The following is an 18,286-nucleotide window of genomic DNA, read 5'->3' as shown; positions in this document are numbered from 1 at the left end:
CATGACCGCCCCGTTGCCATGAACCGTTTCTCTGCACATCGCCAGTTGCGCCTCGGCCTGCTGCTGGCTGCAAGCCTGGCCTTGTCGGCCTGCGGCAGCTTCGGCTCGCGCACGGCAGGCAAGGAGCCCACGCCCCCCAACGACAGCCCGTTCCAGAAACCCTTCGCCGTGGATGCGCAAACCGCCTGCGCGGCCGCCAACCGGGCCCTGCTCGGCGATGGCTACCTCACCGACGCGCTGTCCGCCGACAAGATCAAGGGACGCAAGTCCTACCGGACCGACAGCGACCGCAGCACGGTGGTGGAGATGACCGTGGTCTGCCTGCCCGACCCGGATGGCGGCAGCACGCTGTATGCCAACGGTCTGCGCAGCACCTATGACCTGAAGAAGTCCGCCACCCCGGCCAGCATCGGGGTGAGCGTGATCGGCTCGGTCTCGCTCCCCATCGGCCAGAGCGCCGATTCGATGGTCAAGACCCTTGATGAGACCATCACCGAGCGCGAGTTCTACCGCAAGTTCTTCACCGCGGTGGAGTCCATCCTGCACAGCATGGGCGCGGAGGCCGGGGCCAAGGGCAAGACCCCGCCGGCCCCCCCCGCCCCGCCCGCAGCCCCCTGAATCGCTGCTTGTCAGGCATGAGGCCACCTGGAGGATGGATATGAATGCGCCACGACACATCCAGGCACGCGCCCTCCTCTTGGGCGACCGGCTCGACCTGCGCGCGCTGGAAGCGGCCGAGCGTCTGGCCAGCGCACCGTTGACCATCGCCGTCGGCGTGCGCGGCCGCGCCGTGCTGTTCCGCTACGGCGCGGTGGTGTTGTTCGAGGTGGAAGCCATGGAGGAGGCCGCCTTCCTCGCCCAGCTGCGCCCCTTCGTCAGCGAACCGCTGACCCAGCCGGAAATGGAGACGCTGACCCTGCGCATCGACCCACAGGCGAGTGAGGGCATGGACAAGGACATCCTCGTGCTGCATGACCTCAACGTAGAACGCCTGCAGGTGGTGGCCGACGTGCTGGCCAAGAGCAGCGTGCTCGGACTGTACGAAAAGCGGGTGGCAAGCAGCTTCGACCGCATCGAGCCGCTGGCCGAGGGCCTGCGCCAGCGCGGGCGGGGGGCACGGCGCGCGCGCGATCTGCTCAGCCACATCGGCGACACCCTGCTCACCCAACATCGCATGGTCGGCCGGGCGGAGATCATCGAGAAACCGGAACTGCTGTGGGAGCGGCCCGAGCTCGAAGCCCTGTTCCTGCGCCTGGAGGATGAGTTCGAACTGAAGGAGCGCGCCCATGCGCTGGAGCGCAAGCTCGAACTGATCGCGCGCACCGCCGAGACCCTGCTCGACCTGCTGCAGGCCCAGCGCAGCCTGCGGGTGGAGTGGTACATTACGATCCTGATCGTGATCGAGATCGGCTTCACCATTTACGACCTCTTCCTGCGCGGACACGGACCATGACCGACACACACGCGGCCCTCCTCGACGCCCTCATCCAACGCATCGAGAGCAAGGGGCTGAACCTGCCCACCCTGCCGGATGTCGCCCTTCAGGTGCGCGCCATCGCCGAGTCCCCGGACAGCACGGCCCAAGACCTGGCCCAGGCCATCGCCCGTGACCCCGCCATTGCCGCGCGTCTGGTGCAGATCGCCAACAGCCCGCTCTACCGCGGCCTCTCCGAGATCACCAGCCTGCCGCAGATCGTCACCCGCCTCGGGATGCGCACCATCAGCCAGCTGGTGGTGTCCATCTCCATGCAGCAGAGCTTCCGCGCCCACACGCCGATCATCCAGCAGCGCATGCGCAGGCACTGGGAGTTCAGCACCCAGGTGGCCGCACTCTCGCAGATGCTGGCCCGCCGCCAGCGCCACCTCGACCCCGACCAGGCCCTGCTCGCTGGCCTGACCCACGCCATCGGCGCCCTGCCGGTCTATGCCATTGCCGAGGACCTGCCGAAGCTTTTACACAACCCCGAGCTGTTGGACCAGCTGGCTGCCGAATTGCAGCCCCGCATCGGCGGACAGATCCTGCGCGCCTGGGACTTCCCTGATCCGCTGGTGCACGTGGTGCTCGAATGCCAAAACCTGCAGCGCGAGCACGACGGCCTGGCTGACTACACCGACGTGGTCATCGTGGCCATCCTTCAGGCGAGGAACGGGGAGGACAACCCCGAGGACAGCTGGATCGGCGTACCCGCCGCGGAAAAGCTGGGCGTGGATACCGGCGCTTCGCCGCTGGCCGACGAGCTGGACGAGATCCTGCGCGCCATGCTCGATTGAGCCCACCCCAAAAAAACCTGAATATCCCGAGCCCCGGGAACCCGCTACCCTTGAATCCGGAGGACCACCTCTCAGGGGAACAAGGGCACGTGAGCGAAAACCATCCCGCCATCGCCCCGGCCATCATCGAGCAACTGGCCAATCAGCTTCGTCTCGCCCTTGGCGGAGAGGCGCCCGATGTCCATGTCTCGCAGCAGCTGGTCCAGCGTTTTCCATCGCTCCAGGACCTCGTGCAACTGATCCATGAGGTGAGCGAACAGGCACGACGGCACAAGCAGGATGACGATGCCGAGGCGCCAGCCCTCCACGTCGAACCATCCCGCCTGCTCGAACAGGCCCAGGCCATGGCCCGCGCCAGCGAGGCCCATGCCCGCGCCGTGCTGGACATGGCGCTGGAGAGCATTGTCACCATCGACGACCAGGGCATCATCCAGTTCTTCAACCCGGCCAGCGAGCGCCTGTTCGGCTACCAGGCCCGTGAGGTGCTTGGCCGGAACGTCCACTGCCTGATGCCGGAACCCTACCGCAGCGCCCACGACGGCTACCTGCGACGTTACCTTGAAACCCGTGAACCCCACGTGATCGGCATCGGGCGCGCCATCGTCGCGCAGCGCAAGGACGGCAGCGTGTTTCCGGCAGAACTCGCGGTCAACGCCTACCGGGTGGACGAGCGCACCTTTTTCGTCGGCACCCTGCACGACATTTCCCGCCATGTCGCCGAAGAGCACCATCTTCGCCATGCTGCCACACACGACCCGCTGACCGGCCTGCTCAACCGTCACGGCCTGCTGGAAGCCCTGCGTCAGGCCCTCGAGGAATCAGCGCGCGATCAAAGCGGCGTGGGCGTGATCTATGTCGACCTCGACCGGTTCAAGCCGGTGAACGACACCCTCGGGCACGCAGCGGGCGACGAATGCCTGCGCGCCGTGGCCCAGCGCCTGGCCCATGCAGTGCAGGCCGGCGACATCATTGCCCGGCTCGGTGGAGACGAATTCGTGGTCGCGGTCCGCGACCTGCGGGAGGCGATCGTGCTGGACAGGGTCGCGGCACGCATCCAGCAGGTCCTGGCGGCGCCCTTCGATCTGCTGCAGGGCCAGCAGGTCCGCCTGGGGGCCAGCCTCGGCCTCGCCCTGTCCCCGCGCGACGGCGCGTCGGTCGAGGACCTGCTGCACGCAGCGGACCAGGCCATGTATGCCAGTAAGCAGGCGGGCCGTTGAGTCTGTGAGTCAGGGCAGGAGGATCGGCTCGGGCTCCAGATCCACCCCGAAACGCTGGCGCACCGAGGCGCGGATCGCCTCGGCCAGCCGCCAAAGCTCAGCCCCTGTGGCCCGACCGTGATTGACCAGCACCAGAGCGTGCTTCGCGTACACCCCGGCATCGCCCTCGCGGCACCCCTTCCAGCCACACTGCTCGATCAGCCAGGCGGCGGAGAGTTTGGCGCGGCCATCGGGCTGCGGCCAGGCGGGCAGGCCAGGGTACGAAGCCCGCAGGACCTCGGCCTGCCCGGCCGGGACAAGCGGGTTCTTGAAGAAGCTGCCCGCGCTGCCAGGCTCGCCCGGCGCAAGGCCCGGCAATTTGGCGCGGCGCACGCTGCAGATGGCATCCGAGACGGCCAACGGGGTGGGCTCGACCTCTCCCAACGCCTCCCGCACCCCCGGATAGTCGAGTCTTGGCGTGAAGGTCTTGGGCAGACGGAAGGTGACCGCGGTGATCAGCCAGCGCCCGGTCTGCTGCTTGAACAGGCTGTCACGGTAGGTGAAGCGGCAGGCGGCACGGTCGAAACGGTGGAATTCGCCAGTGGTCAGATCCACCGCCTCGACGGCCGCGCACACCTCGGCAAGCTCCACCCCGTAGGCACCGATGTTCTGCACCGGCGCGGCCCCGACCGTGCCGGGGATGAGGGAGAGATTCTCCAGCCCCGGCCAGCCCTGCTCCACCGTCCAGCGCACAAAGTCGTGCCAGTTCTCGCCCGCCGCCGCGCGCACGAAGCGATGGCTATCATCCTCGCCCAAAAGCTCGAGCCCCCGCAGCGCCACCCGCACCACCATGCCGGGGAAGTCGGCGCGGAACAGGATATTGCTCCCGCCACCGAGGATGAGACGCGGTAACCCCTGCAACCGCGCATCGCCAAGGAAGGCAGGGATGTCCGCGAGCTGCTCGAGGGTGAGGAAGTAGCGCGCCCGCGCCTCGACACGGAAGGTGTTGTAGGCCAGCAGCGAGGCGTGTTGTTCGAGGTGCATGGTGGGTGGCAAGAGGAGGCAACGAAGGTTTTCTGGACACCCCTCTCCCTCAGGGAGAGGGGCTGGGGGTGAGGGCCAAACTCCCCCTCGGGGCCGCCCTGGGCGAGGGCGTGTAGACCGGGTGAAAAGGCCATGGAGGGCCTTTTCAGTCCCGCCGCGACAGGACGTCGCGTCGGGACGGCCCGGTCGGAGCGGCCTCGTCCAGGGTTTGCCCGAAGGGCCGGCCCCGTGGGGGCGTGTTCTTTTGGTGACTTTTCTTGCACGAGCAAGAAAAGTCACTCGCCCGCACACATAGGCGCATGCTCGAAGCCATAAGCATCGAGGCGGGCGAAATGAAACCTTCAAGGGGTGTTCAAAGGGATTTCAAATCACCGTCGGTGGTCTCGTTTCGCCCGCCTTTTAATGCATCGGCTTCGTGGATGCGCTCGTTATGGCGGGCGACCCGATTTCTTTGTTCGCGCAAAGAAATCGGGGAAAGAAACGCGCCCCCGCAAGGCCGCCCTTCGGGTTCCCGTGCTGCCGGGCCGTTCAAGGGGGCCGCTTTGACGCGGCATCCTGCCGCGGCAAAGCTGAACCGGCCCTCCTTGGCCGGTTCACCCCCTTGCCCAACCTGGCAGCACGGCGGCCTTGAGGGGGATGTTTTTCCCTCTCCCCCTACCCCTCTCCCAGAGGGAGAGGGGTGTCAGTTTCCCCAAGCCGCCTGCCTTCACTCCGGCCGCATGTGCGGGAACAGCAGCACGTCGCGGATCGACGGGGAGTCGGTCAGGAGCATGACCAGCCGGTCGATGCCGATACCCTCGCCCGCGGTTGGCGGCAGGCCGTGCTCGAGGGCGCGGATGTAGTCCGCGTCGAAGTGCATGGCCTCCTCGTCGCCTGCGTCCTTCTCCTCGACCTGCTTGCGGAAACGCTCGGCCTGGTCCTCCGCGTCGTTCAGCTCGGAGAAGCCATTGGCGATCTCGCGGCCGCCGACGAAGAACTCGAAGCGATCGGTCACGAACGGGTTGGCATCGTTGCGGCGGGCGAGCGGCGAGACCTCGGCCGGGTATTCGGTGATGAAGGTCGGGTTCTTCAACCGGTGCTCGGCGGTCTTCTCGAAGATCTCGATCTGCACCTTGCCGAGGCCATAGCTGTCCTTGAGCGGGATGCCGAGGCGGGTGGCGAGGGCGCGGCAGCGCTCCAGATCGTCGAGGTCGGCCTCGGTCACGCCCGGGTTGAAGTGCAGGATCGCCTCTTTGACCGTCATGCGCGCGAATTTTCCACCAAAGTCGTAGACCTCGCCCTGGTAGGGCACCTCGGTGGTGCCGAGCACGTGCAGGGCCAGGCCACGCAGCAGGTCTTCGGTCAGGTTCATCAGGTCATGGTAGTCGGCATAGGCCTGATAGAACTCGATCATGGTGAACTCGGGGTTGTGCCGGGTGGACAGCCCCTCGTTGCGGAAGTTGCGGTTGATCTCATAGACGCGCTCGAAGCCGCCCACCACCAGACGCTTGAGGTAGAGCTCCGGCGCGATGCGCAGGAACAGCTCCATGTCGAGCGTGTTGTGGAAGGTGACGAAGGGCTTGGCCGAGGCCCCGCCGGGGATGACGTGCATCATCGGAGTCTCGACCTCGAGGAAGCCGCGCGCGTCGAGGAAGTCACGGATGTATTTGATGATCTTGGTCCGGGTGCGGAAGGTCTCACGCACCGGCTCGTTCATGATCAGGTCGACATAACGCTGGCGGTAGCGCTGCTCGGTATCGGTCAGACCGTGGAACTTGTCCGGCAGCGGGCGCAGGCTCTTGGTCAGCAGGCGCACGGTATCCGCATGCACGGTCAGCTCGCCCTTCTGGGTCTTGAACAGCTTGCCCTCGAAACCGGCGATGTCGCCGATGTCCCAGCTCGTCAGCTCCTCGTAGGCCTCATCGCCGATGTCCTGGCGGCTGACATAGACCTGGATGCGGCCGGACATGTCGAGCACCGAGAGGAAGGTGGCCTTGCCCATCACCCGCTTGGCCATCACCCGCCCGGCGATGGCAGCACGGACGGTGTTGGCCTCGAACCACTCGCGCTCCTTCTCGCCGTATTCGGCATGCAGCTCGCCCGCCACCACATTGCGGCGGAAATCATTCGGGAAGGCCACGCCCTTCTCGCGGATGCGCGCGAGCTTGGCGCGGCGCTCGGCGATCAGGTGGCTTTCGTCGGTTTGCACTTGGCTTGCTTCAGTCATGGGGTCAATCCGCCTTGGGAAGCGCTAATCAAAAAACTCTCCCCTCCCCCTTGAGGGGGAGGGGTTGGGGGAGAGGGTGATAACCCGTTGAACTTCCCCCTCTCCCTAACCCTCCCCCACCAGGGGGAGGGGACGTGCCACATTCCTTGGTTCTCAGCATTTCCCTTGCTTGGGAACATGCTCATCGAAGCGCACGGTCGTCATGGGTTACAACCCGCTCTTCAGGCTGGCCTCGATAAAGCCATCCAGGTCACCATCCAGCACCGCCTGGGTGTTGCCGACCTCGTAGCCGGTGCGCAGGTCCTTGATGCGCGACTGGTCGAGCACGTAGGAGCGGATCTGGTTGCCCCAGGACACGTCGGACTTGGTGTCCTCCAGCGCCTGGGCGGCGGCGTTGCGCTTCTGCATTTCCAGCTCGTAGAGCTTGGCCTTCAGCATCTTCATCGCGCGGTCGCGGTTTTGGATCTGCGAACGCTCGGTCTGGCAGGCCACCACCACGCCGGTGGGGATGTGGGTGAAGCGCACCGCGGACTCGGTGCGGTTGACGTGCTGACCACCGGCACCGGAGGCACGGTACACGTCCACGCGCAGGTCGGCCGGGTTGATCTCGATCTCGAAGCTGTCATCCACCTCGGGCGAGACGAATACGGAGGCAAACGAGGTGTGGCGGCGGTTGCCGGAATCGAACGGCGACTTGCGCACCAGGCGGTGCACGCCGGTCTCGGTGCGCAGCCAGCCGAAGGCGTATTCCCCCTCGATGCGCACGGTGGCGGATTTGATGCCTGCCACCTCGCCCTCGGAGAGCTCCATGATCTCGGTCTTGAAGCCGCGCTTCTCGGCCCAGCGCAGGTACATGCGCAGCAACATGCTGGCCCAGTCCTGCGCCTCGGTGCCGCCCGCGCCGGCCTGGATGTCGAGGAAACAGTTGGCCGCGTCCATCTCGCCGGAGAACATACGGCGGAACTCCAGTTCCTCGACCTTGGCGCGCTGCTTGGCGACGTCGTCGGCGATGGATTGCACGCTCGCCTCGTCGCCCTCCTCGGCGGCCATCTCCAGCAGTTCCCCGGCATCGGCCAGGCTCGCAGTCAGCGACTGCAGGGTGCTGACCACGCCCTCGAGCTGGGCCCGTTCCTTGTTCAGCGCCTGGGCGCGCTCAGGGTCGTTCCAGATGTTCGGGTCTTCCAGCTCGCGCTGGACTTCTTCCAGACGTTCAGCCTTGTGATCGTAGTCAAAGATACCCCCTCAGGGCGTCCGTGCGCCCTTGGAGGTCTTTGATTTCATTCAGGATGGGATTGATTTCGAGCATGTTGTCTAAGACTTGTGGATGACGCCCAGGGTTCAACCGAAGGTGCACTGGTATTCGGTGGTGCCGTCAAGCACCTCGATGTCGAAATAACCGTTTTCCGGGACGTTGAAGCTCTGGCCGGCGCCATAGGTCGCCCATTCGCCTTCGCCGACCTTGACGCGGCACGAACCCGCGATGATTTCCATCAGCTCGGGCGCCTGCACGTTGAAGCGGAAGCTGCCCGGGAAGATCACACCCAGGGTGGCCTTCTGGCCGTCGGCCTTGGTGAAGCCGTGGCTGACCACCTTGCCGTCGAAATAGATGTTGGCCTTGCGGTTCAGGGTAACATTCTCAATGCGCTCGCTCATGGCGGACTCCGGCAAAAAATGCAAACCGTCAAGACTAGCCTGTTTGTTTGCCTACGGCTAGAGTTTCCACTCATGAAGATCGCCATGCCCGCCCTGCTCCGAACCCTCGCCCTGAGCCTCCTCCTGCCGTTCGCTCAGGCTGCCGGCGCGGCCCACCTTCCCCCCGAAGTGGAAGAGGTGCTGGCCCGCCACAAGGCTGACCGCGACAGCCTCTCCGTCTGGGTACAGGCGGTGGACAGCGACCGGCCCGTGCTGGCCTGGAACGCCGACCTGCCGCAAAACCCGGCCTCGGTCATGAAGCTGGTCACCACGGCTGTCGCGCTGGACGTGCTCGGCCCAGGCTACACCTGGCCGACCGAGACCTACGTCACCCAGCCGATCAACCAGGGTGTACTGCAGGGCGACCTGGTGCTCAAGGGTTACGGCAACCCGATGTTCCTGACCGAGGATCTCTGGGCCCTGCTGCAACGGCTGCGCGAGCGGGGCCTGCACACCATCCACGGCGATCTGGTGCTGGACAACACCTTCTTCAGCCTGCCCCCGGAAGACCCAGCGGCCTTCGACGGCCAGCCCTATTCCCCCTACAACGCCCTACCCGATGCCCTGCTGCTGAACCAGCGCGCGACCCGTCTCATCGTCCAGCCCGACCCGGCCACTCGGCGCCTGAACATCCTCACCGACCCGCCGGTGGCGGGGGTGCGGATCGAAAACCGGGTCAAGCCGGCCAAGGGCAAGGGCTGTCAGGACAACCTCACCCTGGATGTCCGTCCCTCGACGCAGGGGCCGGTCATCGAGTTTGCCGGCCAGTACGCGCCGGAGTGCGGCGGACGGGAGTTCTACCGGGTGGTGGCCGAACCGCAGGACATGCTGCTCGGGGCCTTCCGCGCCATGTGGAAGGAGCTGGGCGGCAGCTTCGATGGCGGGGGGCGGGTCGGGCCACTTCCGCCCCAGGCTGTGCTGTTCGACGTCTTCCTCTCACGCCCGCTGGCCGAGGTCATCATCCCGATGAACAAGCAGAGCAGCAACGTGATGGCCCGCCAGCTGCTGCTCTCTGTCGGCGCCGCCCAGTTCGGGCCACCCGCCACGCTCGAGAAGGGTTCGCGGGCGGTCGACTACTGGCTGGAGAGGCAGGGCTGGAAGTGGCCCGAGTTCGTGCTCGGCAACGGTTCGGGGCTGTCACGGGAGACACGCATCAACGCCCGCCACCTCGGCGACTTACTGATGAAGGTCTACCACGGACCGACCATGCTGGAGTTCACCACTTCGCTGCCGATCGTCGGGGTCGACGGGACCGTGCGCAAGCGGCTGCGCAACGAGGACATCAAGGGCCGCGCCCAATTCAAGACCGGCACGCTCAACGGGGTGCGCGCCATCGCGGGGTACATGCTCTCGCGTAACGGCCGCGCCTATGCGGTAGTCGTGCTCCACAACGAACCCGGGGTGCACAATGGCATCGGCAGCAGGGTGCAGGACGCCATCCTGAAGTGGGTTTACGAGCAGCCCTGACGCCCTCCCGGACTCAGCCTGCCGCCGCCGGCGCGGCCTCCACCTGCTCCAGCATCAGCTGCAGGCGGCGGTTGCCGCGAAACTCGTTCACATCCAGCTTGAAGGCCACCCGCCACCAGTCACCAGGTGGCAGGTCACTGGCCTGCGTGTTGAACAGCACCGCCTCGAACGGCGTGCCACCCGCGCGGTGCTCGAGCACGAAGCGCCAGTGGTTTCCCGCCGCCCCCATCGGCCGCCGCTCGCGCACGCGGAACACATCATCGAACAACGGCTCCGGCATGTGCTGTCCCCAGGGCTGGGCATAGCGCAGCAACTCGGCCAGCTCCAGCGTCATCTCACAAGGCTCCAGCGGCCCGTCGGTCAAAAGGATCCCCTGCCAGTCCTCGTCCGCCACCTTGCGCCGCACCACCTCATCGAAGGCCAGGGCGAAGTCCTTGAAATGCGGCTCGGGAAGCTGCAAACCCGCCGCCATGGCATGCCCGCCGAAGCGCTGGATCAGGCCAGGGTTTTGTGCATCCACCTCCTCCAGCGCATCGCGCAGGTGCAGGCCGGGGATGGAGCGTGCCGACCCCTTGATGCCACCGTTGCCATCCGGCGCAAAGGCGATCACCGGCCGGTGCAGGCGCTCCTTGATCCGCGAGGCGAGAATGCCGATCACCCCCTGATGCCAATCCGCATCGAACAGACACACCCCACGCGGCAGGCTGTCGGCATCCAGCCGCTCATGCAACTGCTTGAGGATGGCGAGCGCCTGCTGCTGCATCTCCGCCTCCACCGTCTGCCGCTGGGTGTTGAGCTGATGCAGCTCCTCCGCCAAGCGGCGCGCCACCTCGGGCTGCTCGGCCAACAGGCACTGGATGCCAATCGACATGTCTTCCATGCGCCCTGCCGCATTCAGGCGCGGGCCGACACCAAACCCCAGATCGCCCGCCACCACCCGGCGAAAATCCCGCCCACTGACCGCAAGCAGGGACAGAATGCCCGGCACCGCCTGCCCGGCGCGCATTCTTCTTAATCCCTGCTCCACCAGCACCCGGTTGTTGTGATCCAGCGGCACCACGTCCGCCACCGTGCCGAGCGCCACGAGATCGAGGTAACGCGCGAGGTTCGGTGCCTCCATGCCCCGCCGCTCGAACCAGCCACGCCGTCCAAGCTCCGCGCGCAGGGCCGAGAGGACATAAAACGCCACCCCCACTCCGGCGAGGTGCTTGCTCGGGAAGCCATCGCCCGGCAGGTTGGGATTCACCAGGGCATCCGCCAACGGCAACTCCGCCCCCGGCAGGTGATGATCGGTCACCACCACCCGCATCCCCGCATCCCTCGCCGCCTGCACCCCCGCCAGCGCCGTGACCCCGTTGTCCACCGTCAGCAAAAGCTCGGCACCAAGGGGGCGCACCGCCTCGACAATCTCCGGGGTCAGCCCGTAACCATCCTCGAAGCGGTTCGGCACCCGGTAATGCACATCCTTGGCCCCGAAGGCGCGCAGCACCCTCAGGCACAGTGCCGTACTCGTCGCCCCGTCGGCATCAAAGTCCCCCACCACCAACAGCCGCGCCTGCCCCTCGATGGCATCGGCAAGATGGCTTGCGGCCTGCTCGATCCCTGAAAGGGCCTTGGGCGAGTGCAGGCGGTTCAAGGCCAGCTCCAACTGATCCGGCGAGCTGATCCCGCGCGCCGCCAAGACCCGCGCCAGCACAGGGTGGACGGATGACAAGGCCGGGGGCACGGCCACCTCGCGGCGGCGGATCAGGCGGTGCGCACGCATGCTCAAACCCTCCCTGTACGCCGCCACACCCGCCAGCGGTGAATCGGTTTCAATATCCAGCGCTGATGAGTGGCGAACTCCAACACCGATGACTCGACGCCGCGCCAGACCAGCTTTCTCCACACCGGCGCAAACCACCGAGCCTCCAGCCCCTCGACCGTCGCCTGCCAGTCCTCCATATCCCCCGAAAGCCAGGGCCAGAGGGCCTCATCAAGCACGACCAGAACATCGCCGGAAGGTGGCAAGGGCAGTTCTGCAAAGGTTTCGGGCACCTCGTGCAACGGTAAGCCCGAGGCAAGGGCCAGGCCTCGGGCGAGGGGGTGGTTGGCAAAGACCACCATACCCCCCTCTCCCTTGATGGGAGAGGGGCTGGGGGTGAGGGTGAAGTCCGCAGGCAACCCTTGAATGGACCCCGCGCCCCAAGGCCAAAGATGGTTAATGATCGGCAGCCCCCTGGCCTCCCGCGCCTCATTCACGGGATGCGCATGCAGCAGCATCTGGATTTCTGTCAGCCAGGCGAGCCAGCGGGGGGCGTCCGCCCCGCCCGGCTTGAACAGGCCGGCGTCCCGGCGCAGGGCGCGGGTCAGGGGCGTGGTGACGAGGTCAAAGGCCTGTGGGGCTTGCAGGTACCAGCGCTCGGGGGCGGCGACGGTGAGGCGCCAGCCAAGCTCGCTGAAATGGGCCTCGACCGAGGCCGCCAGGGCCTGCGCCTCGTCCATGGACAGCCGCAGCGAGGGGCCGCCGAAGACGATGGCGTCGGTCATGCCGAGCTTGAGGTGGACGGGGTCGAGGCGCAGGACAAAGCCTTCGGGACGCTGGCCGGTCTCGCCCCACAGGCCGAGTGCGGCCCAGGGCAGGTCCTCGCCCTGATGACCAAATAGCCGCGCGAGGGCGCCTTCAAAGCCGAGGAGCTCGACCGGCAGGCGGTCGCCGCGGGCCAGCATGCGCCGCAGGGCGGGGGCATGGGGCTGAGGTGGGTTGGCCTCGGCGGACCACGGGCCCAAGAGTCCCGGCACGAAGAGGGTGAGGGCCGCCATCAGAGGGGAGAGGGATTGATCAGGCCCTCGAACGCCCAGCGCGAGCGCACCACCATGCCTGGTGTCTCATTGGATCGCTCCGCGGAATCCACAGGAGGGTGGCTTGGGAGGGTTTCCACGACGTGGCGCAGGCGCAGCATGGCAGCGTAGTCCACGCGGATGCGGTTGAGGACTTGGGGCGGCGCGTCCAGGGCCAGGGCGAGCGAGGCGCGCATCACCACGGCATGGCAGACGACCAGCACCCGCTGGCCTGCATGGCGCGCGGCCAACTCGTCCAGCGCCTCGCGCACCCGCTCCATGAAGGCGAGCACCGATTCGGAACCGTAGGGCATGCCGGTGACGATGTCGCGCTTGTAGGCGGCATAGGCCTCGGCCCAGTGGGTCTGCACTTCCTCATGGCTGAGGCCCTCCCACACGCCCAGGTTGATCTCGCGCAGGCGCGGCTCGATGACCAAGGGCAGCCCACTCTTCTCGGCATAGGCCTCGGCAAAGGTCCGGCAGCGCTGCAAAGGCGAGCTAATGACGATGTCCCATACCCCGCCCTCGACCGCCCGCCACATGGCGACCAGCCCTTCGGGGGTCAGGGGGTCGTCCACACCATCCCCACGATAGCGGGGGCCGCCCACGGGCTCGCCGTGACGCAACAAATCAAGCCTGGCCATCAGGCGATCCAGCCGCCCAGGGTCAGCAGGGCGATGATGGCGACGAGGGCAATCAGCGAGCGCAGCACCAGCCCACGTGCGGCGCGCACGATGCTGGCGTCGGCCTCGATGTCACCGGCCTCGCTGATCTCGGTGGTCACGCTGTACTCCTCGGTGCGCAGGGCAGCGCGCCCGACGCGCAGCAGGAGGTCGCGGTTGGCCTGCTCGAGTTCCAGCGCCCGGGAGGCGGCCGATGCCTCGCGCGGGGTATCGACGGACAGCTGCCCCCTCTGCCGCCAGGCATTCAGCCCTTCCTCGAAGCTGCCGGAAAGGATGTACATACCCGCGAGCAGGCGCGCAGGCAGCCAGTCCAGCGCGACGCGCAGCAAGCGTGCTGCCTCGCGCAGGCTCCCTGCCTCACTCTGCTGTTCGACGTGGGCGGTCAGCCGGTAGACCACCGCACCGAGGGGGCCGAGCAGGACAAACCACAGCAAGGGGGCGACCCAGCGCTCGTTGGCCTCGATCAGGAGGGTGTCGGCCACGGCTCGAACCTCGTCCTCGACCGCCTGAGGGGCCGCCCCCCCCAGCAGGTGTTCTGCATGGTGGCGAGCTGCACCGTCCTCCCCCTTCTCGCGCGCGGCAACATAGCCATCGACCGCCGGATCGACGCTCCCCGGCCGCAGGGCCAGGAACAGGACCAGCACGCTGAAGGCCAGCTCCAGAAGGCCCCAGAGCACGCCGTGCAGCAGCGACTGTACGGCCACGGCCAAAAGCGCCCAAGGGGCGACCAGCACGGTCAGGGCCAACCCGCCGGGCACGGTCAGGCGCCCGGCCAGGGCTCCGGCATAACGATCGAACCAGGCCAGCGAGCGGCGCTCGGCAAGCCGGGGGGCCAGGCGCTCGGCGAACAGGGCGATCAGGGTGGCAAGCAGAAGCATGGTGACAACCTTCCGGGATTCACGCGGTCATTATGACCAAGCGGGCCTCACTCGCCCAGCGCCGACCTTCCTGAACCATCACCCCATGCCGTGTAAGCGCATGCGCCAATCTCGGCCAGTCGAAGGCCGGACCGGGATCGGTCTTGCGCCCAGGGGCGATGTCTTCATGCCCGGCGATGGCGGTGAGGGTCGGATAAACCTTCTTCAGGGCATGGATGACCTCCGCCAGGCGCTCGTACTGGACTTCGGCATAAGGCTCTTCGTCCGTGCCCTCCAGTTCGATCCCAATGGAGAAGTCATTGCAACGCTCCCGCCCGCCGAACATCGAGGCACCGGCATGCCAGGCGCGCAGGTGAAAAGGGACGTACTGAGTGACGGCCCCATCCCGCCGGATGAGCAGGTGCGCCGATACCCGCAGATGAGCGATGGCGGCGAAGTAAGGATGGGCGGCCGGATCGAGCCGGCCAAGGAAAAGATCATCGATCCAAGGCCCACCGAACTCCCCCGGCGGCAAGGTGATGCCGTGGACCACGACCAGCTCCGGCCCCACCCCCGGCGGCCGCTCGTCGCAGTGGGGGGAGGGGAGCCTGTGGGCCGCCGGAAGCCAGCCGGCTTGAACAAGGAGGTCTGATGCAATCAAGGGGAGCGGGGCATGCGTGGTGCGAGTGGCAGGGATATGGGAAGAGGCCGAAGCCTTCACCCGGCCGCCAAGATTATCACGCCAGCGCCCGCACAAAACGGAACGGGGCAGGAGCCGTCTCCATGGCCCCTACCCCGCCCTCTTGCCGCGCGGTTCAGATGAGATAGGCGATCTCACCGAGCTTCTTCAGCACCTGGTTGAGGCTTGCCTTGTCATTGTCGATGACGCAGACCAGCCCCGCCCAGCCGCAGATCGAGCGCGTCTTGCCGCGCACGACCCACCCCAGTTGCGGGGTCCAGTCCCGAGCACAGCAGGTGGGCTTGAACATGCCGAAGACGTCCACCATGCCTTGGGTCATGCGCTTGTGGTCATAGGCGAAGCGCGCGAGCATCTGCAGGGTGGCCTTGTCCAGGGCTCCGTGGGCTTCCATCAGGTCGGCCGTGACGCAATCCTTGAATTGAGCCGTGGCGACGACACCGGGGAGTTCGAGCATTGGTTCCAGCATGTCATTTCTCCAACTCGACCAGCACCTTGTGGGCCGCCTCGTAATCGCCCCCCTTGTTGTCGAGCACGAAGGCGCGATCCCCGCGTGACACGACGGAGAGGTTCACCCCGACATAGACGAAGCCCTCGACCGGATAGAAACCGGTCACGTCACTGATCCCCTCCCAGCCGCGCGCCTCCATATTGGCGATGGCGCGGTTGGCGACACAGACGTGACCCAGAAGGTCGAGCGTCCCCTGGTCGAGCCGCCCCGGGTCACTGGTCACGCTGTCGATCAGCTTGCCGTCGGCGGAATAGGCGAAATAGGCCACGGCGCCCGGAACACGTGAGAGAATCTGTTCATTCATGGTGGATCTCCTTCCAGTCAGATCAGCACATCAGGGGCATCGGCCTGACGCTCGAGCATCAGCCGCAGGATGGGGGTCACGGAGGCCTTCTGGTGGTCGAGGATGCAAAAGGCGTTGGAAACCACGCATATGGTTCGCAGGGGGCCGCGGACAGCGAAGCCCTTGCCGCCTTCGAGCCCGCATTCAGTGACACCAGGAGAGCACACGGTGGTGAACATCTTCAGGATGTCCCCCTGCATGCGCATGGTCTCGAGCGTGGCGCGGGCCGCCGTGGCAATGGATTCGGCCTCAGCATCGCTCAACTGGCCGCGATAGACTTTCTGGTCCCCACGGTAGGTGAACCCTCCCGCCGCCACCACGCCCGGCAACTTGGCGAGTTCGTCAATCAGACTGTAATTGATGGTCATTGTCCCCTCCTTGCGCTGGAGCCTGTGTTCAGGAAGTTAGACGATGATCCGATGTCCGGATTAGAAAATTTCTTATGACCCATCAACACGATCTTCTCGCCACGCTGAACCCCACCCAGAGGGAGGCCGTGCTGCATGCCCACGGCCCCCTGCTCGTGCTGGCGGGCGCGGGTTCGGGCAAGACACGGGTCATCACCGCCAAGATTGCCCACCTGGTGCGCGGGCTGCAGGTACCGGCGCGGCATGTCTATGCCGTCACTTTCACCAACAAGGCGGCGCGGGAAATGCAGGAGCGGGTTGGCAAGATGCTCTCGGTCGAGGAGCGGCGGGGACTGCATGTCTCCACCTTCCATACCCTCGGTCTGACCATCCTCAAGCACGAGCACGCGGCCGCCGGACTGCGCCCCGGCTTTTCCATCCTCGATGCGGAGGACCAACTGGCCATGCTGCGCGAGCTCTCCAAGCTGCCGGACAAGGCCCAGGTGGAGGAGCTGCGCAACCGCATCAGCCTGTGGAAGAACGAGGGACTGTCCCCGCAGGAGGCCATGGCGGGCGCTGGGACCGACGAGGACCAGGATGCCGCCCGTCTGTATCAAGCCTACGAGCGCCAGCTGCGGGCCAGCAACGCCCTCGACTTCGATGACCTGATCGCCCTGCCGGTGCGCCTGTTCACCGAACACCCAGAGATTCGCGCCAAGTGGCGCCAGAAGGTGCGCTACCTGCTGGTGGACGAGGTTCAGGACACCAACGCCGCGCAGTACGCCCTGCTGCGCCACCTGCTGGACGTGAGCGCCAACCTCACTGCGGTGGGCGACGACCACCAGTCCGTCTATGCCTGGCGCGGCGCGCGGCCGGAAAACCTGAGCCTTCTTGCACAGGACTACCCCACGCTCAAAGTCATCAAGCTCGAACAGAACTACCGCTCAGTCAACACCGTGCTGAAGGCGGCCAACGCCCTCATCCGCCACAATAGCAAGCAGTTCGAGAAAAACCTGTGGAGCGCCCTCGGCGAGGGTGAGCCGCTGCGCGCCATCCTCTGCAAGGATGCCGACGACGAAGCCCTGCGCGTCGCGGTCGAGATCCTGCAACACAAATTCAGGCATCGCACCAACTTCGCCGATTACGCCGTTCTCTATCGCGGCAACCATCAGGCCCGCCTTCTGGAAGGCGCGCTGCGCCAGCACGCCATCCCCTACCACATCACCGGCGGACAATCGTTCTTCGAGCGCAGCGAGATCCGTGACCTGTCCGCCTACCTGCGCCTTTTGGCCAACCCGGACGACGACACCGCCTTTCTGCGCGTGGTCAACACCCCGCGCCGGGAGATCGGGGCAGGCACCTTGGAAAAACTTGGTGCCTACGCGCAGGGACGCAACCTGTCACTGGATGCCGCGAGCCGCGAATTCGGCCTGTCGCAGCAGCTCGGCGAGCGCTCCTTCGAGCGCCTGCAACGCTTCACCGCCTGGCTGGACGGCCTGCGCCAGGCCGCCGAGCACGCCCCGCTGGCCGCACTGCGCCAGCTGGTGCAGGACATCGGCTACGAGGACTGGCTGAAGGACACCTCCGACACGCCCAAGCAGGCCGAGCGCCGCTGGAAGAATGTCGAAGACTGGCTGGAATGGCTGGAAAAGCTGGCCTCAGGGGAGGATGCGCTCGACATCCAGGAGCTGGCCGGTCGTGCCAGCCTCATGGGCATCCTCGAGAGGCAGAACGAGAGTGATGCCGGCGACCAGGTGCGCCTGATGACCCTGCACGCCGCCAAGGGCCTGGAGTTCCCGCACGTGTTCATCATCGGCATGGAGGAGGAACTCCTGCCCCACCGCGAGAGCCTGGATCCGGAGAAACTGGAAGAGGAACGCCGGCTGGCTTACGTCGGCATCACCCGCGCGCAACAGAGCCTGACCTTCACCCTAACCCGCAAACGCAAACGCTACGGCGAATGGGTGGACAGCGAACCGAGCCGCTTCCTCGAGGAAATCCCACCCCATCTGCTGCGCTGGGAAGGCCGCGCGGATGCGAGCGACCCGGAGGAAAAAAAGACCAAGGGCCGCGCCCAGCTCGAAGGCCTGAAGGCGCTGCTCGGCGGGGGCTAGAGCCGTGTACCGACCAGGCACGGGGCCCCAGAAACGAC

Annotated in this window: 18 protein-coding genes; 6 read left to right on the top strand and 12 right to left on the bottom strand. The window is 66.3% G+C overall.

All coding sequences use genetic code 11. The features are described 5' to 3' along the window. The first annotated feature begins 18 nt into the window (after positions 1 to 18). The 4 genes from V6D91_RS10530 to V6D91_RS10515 all read left to right on the top strand — a co-directional run bounded on the left by V6D91_RS10530 (position 19) and on the right by V6D91_RS10515 (position 3,488). A complete protein-coding gene (locus tag V6D91_RS10530) occupies positions 19 to 618 on the top strand; it encodes a DUF2242 domain-containing protein (RefSeq protein WP_347320293.1) in 600 nt (199 codons plus the stop codon). 40 nt (positions 619 to 658) lie between these two features. Continuing rightward, complete coding sequence (locus V6D91_RS10525) at positions 659 to 1,453, top strand: RMD1 family protein (RefSeq protein WP_347320291.1); 795 nt, start codon at positions 659 to 661, stop codon at positions 1,451 to 1,453. Further along, entirely contained in the window at positions 1,450 to 2,271 is an 822-nt protein-coding gene (locus V6D91_RS10520; RefSeq protein ID WP_347320290.1) for an HDOD domain-containing protein, read from the top strand. The genes V6D91_RS10525 and V6D91_RS10520 overlap by 4 nt, the downstream gene beginning before the upstream one ends. 89 nt (positions 2,272 to 2,360) lie before the next feature. Continuing rightward, positions 2,361 to 3,488, top strand: coding sequence for a diguanylate cyclase (locus V6D91_RS10515; RefSeq protein WP_347320288.1), 1,128 nt, complete (start codon positions 2,361 to 2,363; stop codon positions 3,486 to 3,488). Positions 3,489 to 3,497: 9 nt separating this feature from the next. On the opposite strand, the gene murB is transcribed toward V6D91_RS10515, so the two are convergent. From murB to V6D91_RS10495, 4 genes are all read right to left on the bottom strand, one after another. Then, positions 3,498 to 4,511 (bottom strand): UDP-N-acetylmuramate dehydrogenase, encoded by a 1,014-nt coding sequence (gene murB / locus V6D91_RS10510; protein ID WP_347320286.1) that lies wholly within the window; start codon positions 4,509 to 4,511, stop codon positions 3,498 to 3,500. 706 nt (positions 4,512 to 5,217) lie between these two features. Next, positions 5,218 to 6,717, bottom strand: coding sequence for a lysine--tRNA ligase (gene lysS, locus V6D91_RS10505; RefSeq protein WP_347320285.1), 1,500 nt, complete (start codon positions 6,715 to 6,717; stop codon positions 5,218 to 5,220). A gap of 207 nt (positions 6,718 to 6,924) precedes the next feature. Beyond that, positions 6,925 to 8,023, bottom strand: a protein-coding gene (gene prfB / locus V6D91_RS10500; protein WP_347320283.1) for a peptide chain release factor 2 whose coding sequence is annotated in 2 segments (ribosomal slippage) — positions 6,925 to 7,947 and positions 7,949 to 8,023 — 1,098 coding nt in all. Because the reading frame shifts where the segments join, the coding sequence is not laid out codon by codon here. A gap of 32 nt (positions 8,024 to 8,055) precedes the next feature. Next, positions 8,056 to 8,370, bottom strand: a complete 315-nt coding sequence (locus V6D91_RS10495) for a pyrimidine/purine nucleoside phosphorylase (RefSeq protein WP_347320281.1) — start codon at positions 8,368 to 8,370, stop codon at positions 8,056 to 8,058. 84 nt (positions 8,371 to 8,454) lie between these two features. On the opposite strand from V6D91_RS10495, the gene dacB reads away from it, so the two are divergent. Further along, positions 8,455 to 9,876, top strand: a complete 1,422-nt coding sequence (gene dacB / locus V6D91_RS10490; RefSeq protein WP_347320279.1) for a D-alanyl-D-alanine carboxypeptidase/D-alanyl-D-alanine-endopeptidase — start codon at positions 8,455 to 8,457, stop codon at positions 9,874 to 9,876. A 13-nt stretch (positions 9,877 to 9,889) separates the two neighbouring features. On the opposite strand, the gene recJ is transcribed toward dacB, so the two are convergent. The 8 genes from recJ to V6D91_RS10450 all read right to left on the bottom strand — a co-directional run bounded on the left by recJ (position 9,890) and on the right by V6D91_RS10450 (position 16,155). After that, complete coding sequence (recJ, locus tag V6D91_RS10485; RefSeq protein ID WP_347320277.1) at positions 9,890 to 11,641, bottom strand: single-stranded-DNA-specific exonuclease RecJ; 1,752 nt, start codon at positions 11,639 to 11,641, stop codon at positions 9,890 to 9,892. A 2-nt stretch (positions 11,642 to 11,643) separates the two neighbouring features. Next, positions 11,644 to 12,678, bottom strand: coding sequence for a hypothetical protein (locus tag V6D91_RS10480; protein ID WP_347320276.1), 1,035 nt, complete (start codon positions 12,676 to 12,678; stop codon positions 11,644 to 11,646). Beyond that, positions 12,678 to 13,340: a histidine phosphatase family protein gene (locus V6D91_RS10475; RefSeq protein WP_347320274.1), complete on the bottom strand. Its 663-nt coding sequence runs from the start codon at positions 13,338 to 13,340 to the stop codon at positions 12,678 to 12,680. The genes V6D91_RS10480 and V6D91_RS10475 overlap by 1 nt, the downstream gene beginning before the upstream one ends. Next, the gene (gene ampE, locus V6D91_RS10470) at positions 13,340 to 14,257 is read right to left on the bottom strand and encodes a regulatory signaling modulator protein AmpE (RefSeq protein ID WP_347320272.1); all 918 of its coding nucleotides are present in this window, start codon (positions 14,255 to 14,257) and stop codon (positions 13,340 to 13,342) included. Before ampE ends, V6D91_RS10475 begins: the two co-directional genes overlap by 1 nt. 19 nt (positions 14,258 to 14,276) lie before the next feature. After that, positions 14,277 to 14,894 carry a 1,6-anhydro-N-acetylmuramyl-L-alanine amidase AmpD gene (gene ampD, locus V6D91_RS10465; RefSeq protein ID WP_347320400.1) on the bottom strand — a complete coding sequence of 206 codons (618 nt, stop codon included), beginning with the start codon at positions 14,892 to 14,894 and terminating at the stop codon, positions 14,277 to 14,279. A 157-nt stretch (positions 14,895 to 15,051) separates the two neighbouring features. Beyond that, the gene (locus tag V6D91_RS10460) at positions 15,052 to 15,402 is read right to left on the bottom strand and encodes a DUF2173 family protein (protein ID WP_347320270.1); all 351 of its coding nucleotides are present in this window, start codon (positions 15,400 to 15,402) and stop codon (positions 15,052 to 15,054) included. Position 15,403: 1 nt separating this feature from the next. Continuing rightward, on the bottom strand, positions 15,404 to 15,748 hold the full coding sequence (locus V6D91_RS10455; RefSeq protein WP_347320268.1) for a DUF2173 family protein: 345 nt from the start codon (positions 15,746 to 15,748) through the stop codon (positions 15,404 to 15,406). Between the two features lie 17 nt (positions 15,749 to 15,765). Continuing rightward, positions 15,766 to 16,155, bottom strand: coding sequence for a DUF2173 family protein (locus tag V6D91_RS10450; protein ID WP_347320267.1), 390 nt, complete (start codon positions 16,153 to 16,155; stop codon positions 15,766 to 15,768). A gap of 74 nt (positions 16,156 to 16,229) precedes the next feature. On the opposite strand from V6D91_RS10450, the gene V6D91_RS10445 reads away from it, so the two are divergent. Continuing rightward, positions 16,230 to 18,248, top strand: a complete 2,019-nt coding sequence (locus tag V6D91_RS10445; protein WP_347320265.1) for a UvrD-helicase domain-containing protein — start codon at positions 16,230 to 16,232, stop codon at positions 18,246 to 18,248. Positions 18,249 to 18,286 lie beyond the last annotated feature (38 nt).

This window comes from Thiofaba sp. EF100 (assembly GCF_039822285.1).
Taxonomy (GTDB): domain Bacteria; phylum Pseudomonadota; class Gammaproteobacteria; order Halothiobacillales; family Halothiobacillaceae; genus Thiofaba.
Note: the sequence above shows the minus strand (reverse complement) of the source record. Positions and strands in the feature narration are given on the sequence as shown.